Annotated in this window: 14 protein-coding genes; 2 read left to right on the forward strand and 12 right to left on the reverse strand. The window is 42.0% G+C overall.

Annotated elements, in window-relative coordinates; all coding sequences use genetic code 11:
• From grpE to gpr, 8 genes are all read right to left on the reverse strand, one after another.
• Positions 1–561 (reverse strand): nucleotide exchange factor GrpE, encoded by a 561-nt coding sequence (gene grpE / locus MKZ10_RS12290; protein WP_342505238.1) that lies wholly within the window; start codon positions 559–561, stop codon positions 1–3.
• Positions 558–1,613, reverse strand: coding sequence for a heat-inducible transcriptional repressor HrcA (hrcA, locus tag MKZ10_RS12295; RefSeq protein ID WP_342510186.1), 1,056 nt, complete (start codon positions 1,611–1,613; stop codon positions 558–560). The genes grpE and hrcA overlap by 4 nt, the downstream gene beginning before the upstream one ends.
• Positions 1,614–1,708: 95 nt before the next feature.
• Complete coding sequence (gene hemW, locus MKZ10_RS12300) at positions 1,709–2,845, reverse strand: radical SAM family heme chaperone HemW (protein WP_342510187.1); 1,137 nt, start codon at positions 2,843–2,845, stop codon at positions 1,709–1,711.
• Between the two features lie 208 nt (positions 2,846–3,053).
• Complete coding sequence (locus MKZ10_RS12305) at positions 3,054–3,296, reverse strand: hypothetical protein (RefSeq protein ID WP_342505239.1); 243 nt, start codon at positions 3,294–3,296, stop codon at positions 3,054–3,056.
• A 306-nt stretch (positions 3,297–3,602) separates the two neighbouring features.
• The gene (locus MKZ10_RS12310) at positions 3,603–4,100 is read right to left on the reverse strand and encodes a DinB family protein (protein WP_342505240.1); all 498 of its coding nucleotides are present in this window, start codon (positions 4,098–4,100) and stop codon (positions 3,603–3,605) included.
• A 217-nt stretch (positions 4,101–4,317) separates the two neighbouring features.
• Complete coding sequence (lepA, locus tag MKZ10_RS12315) at positions 4,318–6,141, reverse strand: translation elongation factor 4 (protein ID WP_342505241.1); 1,824 nt, start codon at positions 6,139–6,141, stop codon at positions 4,318–4,320.
• A gap of 154 nt (positions 6,142–6,295) precedes the next feature.
• Entirely contained in the window at positions 6,296–7,081 is a 786-nt protein-coding gene (gene spoIIP / locus MKZ10_RS12320) for a stage II sporulation protein P (protein ID WP_342505242.1), read from the reverse strand.
• 49 nt (positions 7,082–7,130) lie between these two features.
• On the reverse strand, positions 7,131–8,168 hold the full coding sequence (gene gpr / locus MKZ10_RS12325) for a GPR endopeptidase (protein WP_342505243.1): 1,038 nt from the start codon (positions 8,166–8,168) through the stop codon (positions 7,131–7,133).
• A gap of 294 nt (positions 8,169–8,462) precedes the next feature.
• Here gpr and rpsT point away from each other — a divergent pair, with 294 nt between their 5' ends.
• Positions 8,463–8,714, forward strand: a complete 252-nt coding sequence (rpsT, locus tag MKZ10_RS12330; RefSeq protein ID WP_342505244.1) for a 30S ribosomal protein S20 — start codon at positions 8,463–8,465, stop codon at positions 8,712–8,714.
• A gap of 43 nt (positions 8,715–8,757) precedes the next feature.
• Here rpsT and holA read toward each other — a convergent pair whose 3' ends face one another.
• A complete protein-coding gene (gene holA, locus MKZ10_RS12335; protein ID WP_342505245.1) occupies positions 8,758–9,774 on the reverse strand; it encodes a DNA polymerase III subunit delta in 1,017 nt (338 codons plus the stop codon).
• Between the two features lie 188 nt (positions 9,775–9,962).
• Here holA and MKZ10_RS12340 point away from each other — a divergent pair, with 188 nt between their 5' ends.
• Complete coding sequence (locus MKZ10_RS12340; protein WP_203246855.1) at positions 9,963–10,097, forward strand: YqzM family protein; 135 nt, start codon at positions 9,963–9,965, stop codon at positions 10,095–10,097.
• A gap of 53 nt (positions 10,098–10,150) precedes the next feature.
• Here MKZ10_RS12340 and MKZ10_RS12345 read toward each other — a convergent pair whose 3' ends face one another.
• From MKZ10_RS12345 to MKZ10_RS12355, 3 genes are all read right to left on the reverse strand, one after another.
• Complete coding sequence (locus MKZ10_RS12345; protein ID WP_342505247.1) at positions 10,151–12,361, reverse strand: DNA internalization-related competence protein ComEC/Rec2; 2,211 nt, start codon at positions 12,359–12,361, stop codon at positions 10,151–10,153.
• Positions 12,362–12,441: 80 nt separating this feature from the next.
• Positions 12,442–13,002 carry a ComE operon protein 2 gene (locus MKZ10_RS12350; protein WP_342505248.1) on the reverse strand — a complete coding sequence of 187 codons (561 nt, stop codon included), beginning with the start codon at positions 13,000–13,002 and terminating at the stop codon, positions 12,442–12,444.
• A gap of 46 nt (positions 13,003–13,048) precedes the next feature.
• Positions 13,049–13,720 carry a helix-hairpin-helix domain-containing protein gene (locus MKZ10_RS12355; RefSeq protein ID WP_342505249.1) on the reverse strand — a complete coding sequence of 224 codons (672 nt, stop codon included), beginning with the start codon at positions 13,718–13,720 and terminating at the stop codon, positions 13,049–13,051.
• Positions 13,721–13,766 lie beyond the last annotated feature (46 nt).

Genomic DNA, 13,766 nt, shown 5'->3' on the forward strand with positions numbered 1-13,766 from the left:
TTATTCGTTCACTTTAACCATTGAAGGTCGAAGGACACGATCTTTCAATAAATACCCTTTTTGCATTTCTTCAAGAATAACTCCTGAAGGCTTTGTGTCATCTGCGCCTGTCATAATCGCTTGGTGGAAATTAGGATCGAACTCCTGGTCCACTGTGTCAATCTCAACAAGTCCTTCTGTTTCAAGTGCAGTGATTAATGTACGATAAATCATTTCCATGCCTGTCATAATCGACTGCACTTCCTCAGTTTTTGCTTCAACAGAAAGTGCACGTGCAAAGTTATCGAGCACAGGAAGAAGGTTCGTCACAACGTTCTGCGCACGATATTTCTGCATCGATTCCTGGTCAAGTGACACTCTTCTTTTAAAATTATCATAATCGGCAAGCAATCTAAGCCGCTTATTCTCTTCTTCCTGTAGCTGTGCCTGCAATCCTTCAATGACACTTTGCTCACTGTTGTCAACTTCGCTCATTTCTTCAATTACATTGTCTTCACTTGTACCTTCTGCTTCTTCTATTACCGCATTTTCTTCTACAAACTCATCTTTAACTTCAGTCAATGTTCTTTCCCTCCTGCTGTTCCGCCACCGATTGTCAGCCTCGCTAGTTCCTTAGACAAATCATTGCTCATCAGATCGAGTAATGTGATGACCCGTGCATAATCCATTCGTTTAGGTCCAATGATGGCAATCGATCCCGCCATATTGTCTCCCGCCGAATAGGTTGCCGTAATAACACTGTAATCTTCCATCGCATTATGATTATTTTCCGAACCAATACGTACATGAATCCCGGCAAGCCCTTCTTGGAAAAACCGCATAGCCGGCATACCTTTGTCTATCATTTCGAAAAATGTCTTCATTTTCCCAATGTCATTAAATTCGGGCTGCTTCATCATATTCATTTTACCACCAAAATAGAGGCGCTCTTCCGGCTCAATTGCAATTGCCCGTTGAAACGAGGAATATAATTCCCCAGTATGATGAATATGACGTTCCAACACTGTTTTCGTTTCCTGGACTAACATCCTTTGGAGATGCGCAAGCGGCGTACCGACAAGGCGCTCATTTAAGATATTGACCATTTTTTCGATATCAGATGCTGTAAATCCTTCCGGCACATTGAATAATCTGTTCTCCACTCGCCCATTATCCATGACAATAATGGCAACGGCCGTCTTATCATCTAGAGGAACGATGGAAAAACGTTTCACGGTATGCAACGACGTATCTGGTCCAAGAAGAATCGATGTATAATTCGTCAAATCAGAAAGAATCGTTGCCGATTTTCTGATTAACTCCTCTGTTTCCACAACCTTCTCTCGAAAAATGGAACGCAATTGAATACTGTCTTCGGTTTTTAGTTTTTCTCTTGTCAATAAATGATCGACATAAAATCGGTATCCTTTTTCGGAAGGTACTCTACCGGACGAAGTATGGGTCTTTTCAAGATAGCCCATCTCCTCCAAATCAGCCATTTCGTTACGTATAGTCGCCGGACTAAACGGAGCTTCTGGCTTTTTGGATAGCTGCCTCGATCCGACAGGTTGTGCGGACTCGATGAAATCGTCAACCGTCAGTTGCAATATAAGCAATTGTCTGTTCGTTAACATCATCATCACTCCTGTTAGCACTCTATAACTCTGAGTGCTAATACTACTGATAATTTATCAAATCTAAACCCAAGTGTCAACGAATTGACTCTGTATTATTTAAGAAATTGTTGGAACACGTCGTTTCCTCTATAAACCCCGCGTTGTGTCAGCTTAACCACGTCATCCAAACGCTCAACAAGTCCATCTGCCATTAGCAATTGTAAAGCTTCTCCATAAACTTCTTCAAGCGACTTGCCAAACTTTTCGTGGAATAAAGAAATAGACACGCCATTGGATTTACGAAGTCCAAGGAACATTTCTTCTTCCATCGCTTCTACTGCTGTGACGACATGCGTTTGTTGGACAGGTCTTTCCCCTAATGCTATTTTATCCATATATTTTGTAAGTGGTCCGATATTCGAATAACGAATGCCCTCTATATAACCATGCGCACCCGCACCAACACCAGCATACCCGTCATTTTCCCAATAGATTAGATTATGGATGGATTCACGACCTGGAACTGCGAAATTACTAATTTCATAGCGCATTCGCCCCTGCTTCTCCATCTCCTCAATAAGCATCGTGAACATTTCCGTTTCAATATCCTCGCCAGGTAGGGGCAATTTGCCTTTATTCATTAAATTATAAAAGACCGTTTTCGGCTCTACAATAAGTGAGTATCCTGAGTAATGAGGCAACTCGAGAGCAGCCGCTTGATTGAGTGTATCCCGCCATTGCTTGATCGTCTGATCTGGCAAACCATAAATCAAGTCGATGCTAATATTATCGAAGCCCGCCTTGCGAGCCTCTCCTACAACACGTGCCGCATCGTCCGGGCCATGCGTTCTACCAATTCGTGTCAACAAGTCTGCATCAAAGGATTGGACACCAATACTCAACCTGTCAACACCGCCATTTTTCAGCACGGTCAACTTGCCATATGTCAGCTCATCCGGATTTGCTTCCGTTGAAAACTCCTTTAATGCACGTACATCGACATATTCGTGAATAATCGCCAGTAGTCGATCCAGTTGCTGTTCAGAAAGCGATGTTGGGGTCCCTCCACCTAAAAAGACTGTTTCCAGCTCTTTAAATGAAATACCCTGTTCCCGCATAATCGCCAGCTCTTGCCCAATCGATTCGATGTACGCATCCACGGGCTGATTTTTGAAAAACACTTTATTGAAATCACAATAGTGACAAATCTGATGACAAAATGGGATGTGAATATACATACCTCTCATGATTGTTGTCTCCTTCTCTTAACGGAAAAAAGAGGGCTTGGATGCCCTCTTTTAATTTAATCGTTTACTGTTGTCTATGTTCAAAACTATATAGATTATCATACAGTATTATGGTGTGTCGTACAAACGTTGAGCTGCACTTTATACGTTCCATTAAACTATTCTTTACTTTTAATTTTGAGATAAACAAAAAAACGTCCGTAATGGACGTTTATTTGTTTTTAATATAGTCCATACCTTGCGTTGTAATTGCTAACACCAAGTTATCTGTCCCTTGTCCACTATCCGTGGCATATTCCTTTTCAATTAGATATTCAATAGCTTGTTTACTTTTAACATCAGCATTAACCATCGCCTTAGGTAATGTATAACTTCCGCCATTATTAGCAAAATGGTACTCGTACAGGCTTTGTAACAGCCTATCAGATAGTTGATTAATTTCTTCGTTAGTCATGTATAATCCCTCCTCAGTAATTAATATACAACAAATGAAGTAGGAATTCTTTATTTTCGCTTTCGACGTATAATAGACCAGATGTGAAGGAAGTTTTTAAATGGTTCTAAGCTTATTTACTTCACACCAACCAAGTTCCTATAATTGAAAGCAAAATGGATAACACCTTATCATTCAATAGTATTCTGGATTCTGGGATTAAACCCATCTGTTTGTCTCGGAATTTTGGCAGCAGCATACCAACAAGCGGTCCTGCAATCATATAGTAGTAAACGCGAAAAAGGTGACCTTCATATAAATGAGTAGTCACCTTTTGCTTACTTCTTCATCTATTCCCCAGCTATTTTGCAACTTACGAATATAAATAATTTGACCAATGTGATATGCGTTATGGGTTGTAATATTTGCGAGTATCTCCCACCACTTCACAGGTTCAGAAAAACCATTAACTTTACTTTCAACTTTATTTTCAGTTAATAATTCTTGCCAATGTAACAGTACCTCTAAAAGTTGTTTTTTCAGTTCGATAAACGTATAGCCTTTAGGGATCACAAAGCTTTCATTATTATTTTCTAAGGCCGGAACAGCATTGACATGAGACTTTCCGTACCTCGTTTGCCATGTTTGATTCCAATATAAAAGATGCCAAACAATTTCAGCGATGCTATTACTATCTTCATTCGGCTTCCAAAATGCTTGATCCTCAGACAAATTTTCCACCGAATCAAAAAAAGGAACATACCAGCTAGGGTCATTAGCATTTGCTAACAATTGGTCAGACAAAACATCTTTGGCATGCAACATATTTCCATCCTCCTGCTATAAAATGATTTATCATTAAGAACAAAATCCTGCTCATTATCTACTGTTCGACCCTATCAATACAAATACCTTTATAATTCTTCAAATAAAAAACACCGCATTTAGCTTATTAAAAATAGGCTAAATGCGGTGCATAATATTATACAGAATTAAATTACATTTACCTGATACAGAAACACAAACCCCGTACCTACAGCGTTTAATCCTCATCCATCCGCAATACTGCCATAAACGCCTCTTGAGGCACTTCAACGGATCCAACTTGTTTCATACGTTTTTTACCTTCTTTTTGCTTATCAAGAAGTTTACGTTTACGTGAGATATCTCCACCGTAACATTTGGCTAGAACGTTTTTACCCATTGACTTGATTGTTGAACGAGCGACAATTTTTTGTCCGATGGCCGCTTGAACAGGCACTTCGAATTGTTGTCTTGGGATTAGTTTTCTTAGTTTTTCAACGATTACTTTTCCGCGCTCGTAGGAGAAGTCTTTATGGACGATGAAGCTGAATGCATCGACGTGTTCGCCATTTAATAGGATGTCCATTTTGACGAGTTTCGATTGTTTGTAGCCAATCAGTTCATAATCCAATGATGCGTAGCCTTTTGTTCCTGACTTCAACTGGTCAAAGAAGTCGTAGACGATTTCCGCAAGTGGCAATTCGTAAATGATATTGACACGTGTTGAATCGAGATAATCCATTGTCAGGAAGTTACCACGTTTTTGCTGACACAACTCCATTACGGAACCTACGTAATCATTCGGCACCATAATCGATGCTTTGACATACGGTTCTTCTACATAATCGATTTTTTGTGCGTCTGGCATCATGGCTGGGTTGTCCACCTTCAGCTCAGAGCCGTCAGTTAGCACAACGTTGTAAATAACACTTGGTGCAGTTGTAATCAGGTCGATATTGAATTCACGTTCAATCCGTTCCTGGATAATTTCCATATGCAATAACCCCAAGAAACCACAACGATAACCAAAACCGAGTGCTTGTGAAGTCTCTGCTTCATATTCAAGAGCAGAGTCATTCAACTCCAATTTTTCAAGCGCATCGCGCAGGTCATTGTATTTCGACGTATCGATTGGATACAATCCGCAGAATACCATTGGATTCATGCGACGGTAACCCGCTAATGGCTCACTCGCTGGATTTTTCACACTAGTAATCGTGTCCCCTACGCGTGTATCGCCAACATTCTTAATGGAAGCAGAAAGATAGCCTACATCTCCGACAGTCAGTTCTTCGCGAGGTGATATTTTCGGTGTGAAAACGCCTGTTTCAAGTACTTCAAAGTTTTTACCCGTCGCCATCATATGGATCATATCGCCCGGCTTAACCGAACCTTGCATGATACGGATATTAACGATAACTCCTTTATATGGATCATAATGCGAGTCGAAAATTAACGCTTGCAGTGGAGCATCTGGATCTCCTTGAGGTGCAGGCACCTTTTCAACAATTTGCTCTAAAATATCTTCAATACCGATACCAGCTTTGGCAGAAGCTAGAACTGCCTCTGAAGCATCCAATCCAATCACGTCTTCAATTTCCTGCTTGACACGTTCGGGATCAGCTGCCGGTAAATCGATTTTATTGATAACGGGTAAAATTTCAAGATCGTTATCAAGCGCCAGGTAAACGTTTGCCAGTGTTTGCGCTTCAATCCCTTGTGCTGAGTCGACGACAAGGATTGCACCTTCACAAGCTGCTAGACTACGCGACACCTCATATGTAAAGTCGACGTGTCCCGGCGTATCGATGAGGTGGAATGTGTAATCCTCCCCATCTTTTGCCGTATACGTCAACTGCACAGCATTCAATTTAATGGTAATTCCGCGTTCACGCTCTAAATCCATTGAGTCCAATGTTTGGGTTTTCATTTCCCGTGCTGTTAATGTTTGCGTTTTTTCCAAAATGCGATCGGCCAATGTTGATTTTCCATGGTCAATATGGGCAATAATGGAGAAGTTTCGTATATTTTTCTGACGTGCCAGTTTCTGTTCATAATTCATCGTATTGTTCACTCCTATTTTAGCTATATGAATTATAGCAGATATCCTACTTGGATGTTATATATTTCATTCTAATACGCTAATAAAATACGCGAAAAGAAGCACTTCAGGATTTCGAAGCGCTTCTTAGTATAAGTGATTAACATCAAACAACCTATTCTTCACGTGTAGAATTTTCTATAACCGTTGCCGCCGCCTTGGCAATGACGGCAACAGTCCGATTCAATTCGTCTTCTGTGTTTTCAATGCCGCCAAGTTCAATCACAAGAAGTGAGGGGTCTAGGTCCTGATTATACTTGCCATCAACCCCAGGTCCATGCTTCATGATGAGATCACGTGTAATCCCCGGTACTAGTAGCTCCAACTCTTTTTTCAACGACAGCGCCTTGGTACGATTACGCTCAAAATTCGAATGCTCCATTCCGATGACAAAACCAATTTTTGCGTAATTTTCTTCATTATAGACGATAGTGGTTCGGTCTTTCTTAGGATCATCTCTGTGAAGATCAATAATGAGATCATATTTTTTTTTATTCAATTGTTCTTTCACATACGGACGAATGGATCTATAGGCTCCGGTATGAGGCACATCAATAAATAGCGCATCTGTTTCAATGCCGTTAAATGTAAGTTGCGTTTTTAATTTCTCACCAAACTTCGTAATATTTTCAGACTGATGGGAAACAGCAATAACACCATTTTTTGCTTGTGTCACCGGTTTATAGGCTTCGTTTGAATGTGTGAAATAAAGAAGTGCTGTTCCCGAGTTTTCAACGACTATATCCTCTTCAAGAATATTTGCAGCATACACCATATACGTTGTCTCTTTCATAAGCTTGGGAGCTTTCGCCGTTTGTCCACTCGGGACCATATTGATAGCTACAGGAAACAGGAAGAGAACGAGTATTAGTGTGCCCCAAATTAGCGATATCTTTTTCAATTGGCATCCCTCCGTTTCCAACTATATGCGCTGGAAAACGACCTCATACCTATTTTTTCAGATCAGACAACCAGGACGCTAACGAATCAGAAAGTGTGTCTGCATAAATAGAAACCCATGCGTCGATCTCTTTAGGGGAAATGAACGTCCGCAACTCGTGGTTCGTCAACACTTCTTCAAATAATTGAACGCGATCTTCATGTGGCCACGAGGCCCAATCCCCAAAAATCGGCAGCAAATTGGAACGGTCAGCGTCCTTGTTTTCAGTATGCAACCACGGCGTAACAGAAAGGCGTGATGAAGGACTATCCTTTTCATTAATCTTAGAAGCGATATAGCCAAACATCGTATCAATTGCATCTGCAATCAAAACAGGGCCATCGACAACAGTCGGGATACCAATTGCAATGACCGGCAAGCCGAGCGTGTCCTCCGATATTTCTTTTCGGCTATTTCCCACTCCAGAGCCTGGGTGAATGCCCGTGTTCGTCAACTGGATAGTGCGACATAGCCTTGAGCTATTACGAGCAGCTAACGCATCAATAACAATGAGCACGTCTGGTTTTATTTCCGTGGCAACGGCTTTGACAAAATCAGCCGTTTCAAGTCCTGTCTGGATGGTCACTCCAGGGGCATAGACATATACTTCACTACCATCCTCCGAATAATAATCAGGAACGATATTACGAAGACGGTCCATCGTCATCGGACCCACCGCATCGGGTGTAATATCCCGATTGCCAAGACCGATGAAAAGAACTTTACCTTTTTTAATGGTCGGCAAGTCCGCAAGCATTTCTTCCAACTTATCAATTAACACGCGAGATAAGTCCTTCATGCCATCGTCATCATCTGGCGTTAATGCAGGAACTGTTAACGTGATGTATGTCCCTTTTTTCTTACCAATCCTTTTTTCTCCCTCTGCATCGACTGTTACAGACGTAACGATAACTCGTCCCAATCTCGATTCACCAAATGTCACACCGCTCGCTTCTTCTAGCCTATCTTTTTCTGCCGCTGTCCTGTGTCGGACCATTTCTTCACTTTCATCTAGAAGATCTGTCCGAAAAAAATCATACTTAGCCATCCAATCACCTCACGTCCCAGTTTGTGCGATGTGTCAAGGAAATATTCTTTGACCAACAAGAAGTTAGTCATGCAACTATTGAGGCTTACAGGATGTGAGCCATGCAGTTGTCGCCACAGAACGTGGCGATTTTAAACTCCCTACCTTCGGACGCGGGGAACTTTGGTCGCGGTCCTTTCAGTTTTTCTAGTTGCAATCTAGTTCGCGGTTTGTTAAAATAATGCTTGTTGCGAAAGAGATATCCGAAACTTCGTGGAAACACTCTTGCCTTACCTGAAATTGGAGGTGAATGAATTGCCAAACATTAAATCTGCTATCAAACGCGTGAAACAAAGCGCTGCTGCAAACGAACAGAACTCAAACACAAAGCACGCTATGCGTACTGCTGTCCGCAAAGCTGAAGCTGCTCTTGACGCTAAAACTGAAGATGCTACTGGTCTTCTAAAAGATGCTATCAAAAAAATGGACACTGCTGCACGTAAAGGCCTTATCCATAAAAATACTGCATCACGTCAAAAAGCACGTCTTACAAAAAAAGTGCTTTAATAAAGATAAGACCTTCCTGAATTCAGGAAGGTCTTTTTTTTCATTATTTCCGAAGCGGCTCCATAAAAAATAATTCCAATATCCGCTCTCTCTTACCACTCGTTGATTTCAATTTATAATCGATCACTGCCAGCTTGTCCAAAATCAACAACAGACGCCCTTCACTTGGCAGGGTTCGATTTTCCATCATTAATTTTACCCGATAAGGGTGGACGCTTAGTGTTTGAGCAATTTGGCTTTGTTGATAGCCTTTTTTCCGCAATGCTCCCACATGAATCATTAAGCGAATATGACTTGCTACTAGCGAAGTTAACATGATGGGCTCTTCACCATTACGCAATAGATCATGGTAAATAGAAACCGTGTCGCCAACTCGTCCGGTGACATAAGCATCAGTCAATCGAAAAACATCCATTTCAGGTGTTCTCGGCACAAGTGATTCAATGACCTCCGCCGTAATATCACCCTCTCCACTTAAATAAGTGGCCATTTTAGCAAGCTCCGCGGAAAGTCCAAGCAAGCTATCTCCCGCCATTTGCACAAGCAGCTCCGCGTTCTGAGGTGCAATACGCGCACCATGTGCCCCTGCCTCCTGTTGAACCCACGTTAACAGGTCCTTGCCTTGCAAACGCGCTGCTTCAATGACTGTCGCATGTTCCTTCATTTTTTTCAAAATTCGTTTCCTTGCATCCAGTTTTTCGTAAGGAGCAATAAAGACAACGACCGCAGTTGGAGATGGATTGGCCAACCACGCTTCAAGCAACTCCAAATTATGTATCACTTTTTCCTTACTTTTATCTTTCCCGGTTAGAAAAGAAGCATTGCTCGCAATGATCAGCTTTTTTTCTTCGAGAAACGGTAACGTATCCGCTTCTTCGAGGACCACATCAATAGGCGTCTCCTCTAAATCAAAACGTATGACAGACGCCTCGTCAAGGTCAGGCAACGCCTTTTTCAGACGTGTAATCGTCGAATCAAATATATGTTGTTCGAGTCCTGTTAGTAAATAGACCGAATCGATTTGCCCTGCGGCTATTTTTTTCCATATAGCTGTCGCCACATTCCTCACCTCTTCTACATTCATCTCTTTTGATTATACTACATCGGAAATCAACAGGGGGCTTGAATTCCCTGTTGATTAAATTGAACAAATTGTGTCATTTACTGACGAGCATGGACAAAAGTTTGATTGCTCTGGATTTTTTGTCCGCTATCATCTATACTATAATGGAATTAGGAGGTGTAGCAATGAACGAATTTGAACACGACGTACAGTCCAAACGTAATGATGCTATCGATTCAGGTATGGGCTTCATAGTAGCTTTTGTAGCTTTCTCAGTAATTTTTGCGGTTGCTACAATTATTGATCTCGTCGCACGTTAATATTGTCTAGAGAACGGTCTTGCAGTTCCCTCACGGAACAGCAAGGCCATTTTTCATGGTGCCATCACAGAAACTCCGTAAGAATCTTTTTTCACAGTCACCGTTATCGAACCTGATTCAGCCGTCGATAATGTCGATAGACCAAATTTATGAAAAGTCTCCACAACTTCGGGGTGAGGATGCCCATAGCGATTATTTTTACCCGCTGAAAAGATAGTCAGTTCTGGCTTTACTACGTCAATGAACGCTTCTGTACTAGACGTCCGACTGCCATGATGTCCCGCCTTGAGGATGAAATTCGAAAAATCAGCTTGTCCAAACTGGAGCAAAAATTGTTGTTCTCCTTCTTTCTCCATATCACCTGTAAATAAAAATGATGGACCCGTCGTCGTCATATACAAAACAAGTGAACTATCATTGCCTTTATATACCCCATCTGTTGGCCCCACATAATGAAAATTAGCCTGACCCTCCCCCCATGAAATACCTTCCTTCATCTGAAAAATCGGAATCTGCTGCTCTACACCAAGCCGTATTACTTCCTCCATCGTTAGCTCCTTTTCACTCCCTGGCGCAATATGAATTTCGCGTACTCGGATATCGGCAAGCACTTCATCCGCCCCTTCAACATGATCGGTATCGGCATGCGTCAATATCAGTTTGTCGATGGTCGTAATACCTCGACCCTTTAAATAAGACACAACAATTTTCCTACCTACTTCAAACGGCTTTGCCGGTGTTTTCCAATTTGGCTCCCCAAACGTCACCGTTCCTCCTGTGTCAATGACGTAAACAGCTCGACGATGCGGCAACTCAATGACAATGCTATCCCCTTGCCCGACGTCGAGGTAAGTCACTCTCAATCCGCTATCCAGATATGGAATGATCTGCATGGCAACTGCCGGTACGATGACCAATGACAATGCCCGAAAAACAGGAATTCCTCGTTCACAGTAAATAAAAAAGCACAACACACCCGCTACTGCTAAGGATGCCCATAACGCATCCGGTTTGCCAGGCGTCCATATTTGGTAGGGTAATGAAGAAAGCCAGCTCGTTACTTCCCCCACCCTTTCTCCCATAGGGACATATAGCAGAAATACTATATCAGCAAGTTTCGGTAACACAGACGTCATTGCAAGCAACAAAATATTCGCTGGCAAAATAATGATGGAATATAAAGGAACGTACACAAGGTTCATGACAAATGATGATAAGCTCAACTCATGAAAATGGAATAATAACACAGGATAAAGCGCCAACTGACTAATGGATGTGACATAAAACGATGTTGCCAGCGCTGTTTTTGCCTTCGCTAATAATACAGATGAATAAACGAGGGAGCAGGCAGCTAAATAAGATAATTGGAAGCCGGGCTGAAACAATACAAAAGGTTGATAGACAATAAAAACAATAGCGCTTATCGCAAGTGCATCATCCAACCTGATCCTCAGTCGCCCAGATGCTGCTAAAAGGACGAGTAGCGTCACTGACACGGCACGCCAAACAGAAGGGGCTCCACCCGCCATCACTGCGTAAAAAGGCAACAAGACAATGAGTAGCATATCCACAGTTTCTTTCCTAATGGATAGCCTGAGTAATAGCCCACGAAACAAAAAAGTGAGCAATCCAACATGTAGTCCTGAGATGGCAAATAAATGTGTAATTCCAAGCGTCCGATAATTCGCCGCTAGCTCGTCATCCATACCACTCCGATCGCCTATCAGCAGCGCCTCTGCTTCCACTTGAAGAGACTCGGGAAACGTTGCTGCAATATGACTTTTCACCTGGTCTCTTTGTGCAGAAAGACGACTAGTGATGCCCGTTCTCCTGTCGGCTCTAAGCATCAAGTTCGATTCAAAGACACCCGAAGCTCCATACATCTTCATATACTTGTTCATGTCGAAAGAATAATCATGCGACGGAATGGAGATTTCTTGAAAGGAACCTGTCATCGTAAACACCAGAGAAGAAATATGCGTCTTAAGAAAATGCTCTTTTTCTTGTTCGCTTGCAAATGAATAAATAGCGTAAACCGTTTGACCATTAGTCGTCTTGGCAAAACCTTTCATTTTGCCTCCGTCGATTTTCACATTATCTGACCAGGTTAAAGTAAGTGTATCTTGTCCTTTTTCTACAATGACAGGAATTGTTGTTGTGATATAAAAATAAGAAAGAATTGCAGCCGCAACTGCAAGGATAGGAGTGAGAAAATCTTCTTTTCTAAATAAGAAGATGGGGAGTAGGAGTATATTACATAACAATAGATAAACCGGACCGTACGCAGCGAATGCTGATACGGCAACCGGAATGGCGATATAAATGAAGCGTACACGCGAGATAATTAGCCGAATAAGTCATCAACTCTTTGCTGATAAGGGATAAGCTCGTCATCCTCAACTCCAAGTGCTTGCATTTTATGCAACAATTCGTCGAACAGCTCCAACTTACTTTCACTCGTAAAATCAACCTGCTTGTCCTCGAAAGGAATATGCTGAACAGCCACTCCTGATTGGGCAAATAATTTAATCGCATAGTCATTATTACGATAATCCGTCGAGTAAATCACTTGCCGAATACCCGCTTGGATAATCGCTTTCGAGCACTGTAAGCATGGAAAATGCGTGACATACAACGTCGAACCCGCAACTGGAATCCCGTATTTTGAGCATTGTAGCAATGCGTTCATCTCCGCGTGAATCGTTCGGATACAATGATTATCGACGACATAGCAGCCATGATCAATACAATGGTCACCACCTGAAATAGAGCCATTATAGCCACCTGCCACAATGCGATTATCACGGACTATTGTTGCTCCAACTGCAAGCCTCGTGCATGTGCTTCTTACCGCTAATAGATGACATTGTGCCATGAAAAACTGATCCCATGTAATTCGCTCCATATGATTGCCTCCACACTTTTCTAATTTATAAATCTTCAATTCTACTTCAGTTAACTGTCACCAAAGGTGCCAACTTGTCGAAAGTTTTTTGGCCGATACCTGATACATCCATTAACGATTCTGGCATTTTAAACAAACCATGCTCTTCTCGATACTGAATAATAGCCGCCGCTTTCGACGAACCAATGCCTGGTATCGTCATCAACTGCTCTGTATTCGCTGTGTTTATATTGACTTTTCCGTCATCTTGCGAGGTAGCTGTTCCAATTATCGGACTTACCGCAGGCTCGAGCAGTTCTTCACCTTCGACGGGTACATAAATGACTAATTCATCGACTACTTTCATCGCATGATTCAACATTCGAGAATCAGCATTTGGTAAATAGCCACCTGCTGCACGGATTGCATCGATGACACGGTCTTCTTCCTGCATTGAATAGACACCTGGATACAAAACGGCTCCTTTTACGTCAACAATAATAACAGCTGGAACAACAGTCTCAGTCGATTCAGTTTCTTCCTCACTAGGTTGCTCTGTTAATTCAGGGAATGGGTTTTGTTCGCTCATGACAAACGTATTGTTGTCAGCCTGTCCTTTGGGGAGGAACAGTAAAGCGGAAATGACAGCGATGGCTGCGATTGGGGTTATGATTTTACGCCATTTACTAGATACAAACGAAAGAAACAGTACGTTCACCCTTTCTTCGAAAGCATCCATATGGAGTCCACTCCAGTATATTGGAATGAACGCCATAAATCAATGC

Source organism: Sporosarcina sp. FSL K6-2383 (assembly GCF_038618305.1).
In the GTDB taxonomy this organism is placed as follows: domain Bacteria; phylum Bacillota; class Bacilli; order Bacillales_A; family Planococcaceae; genus Sporosarcina.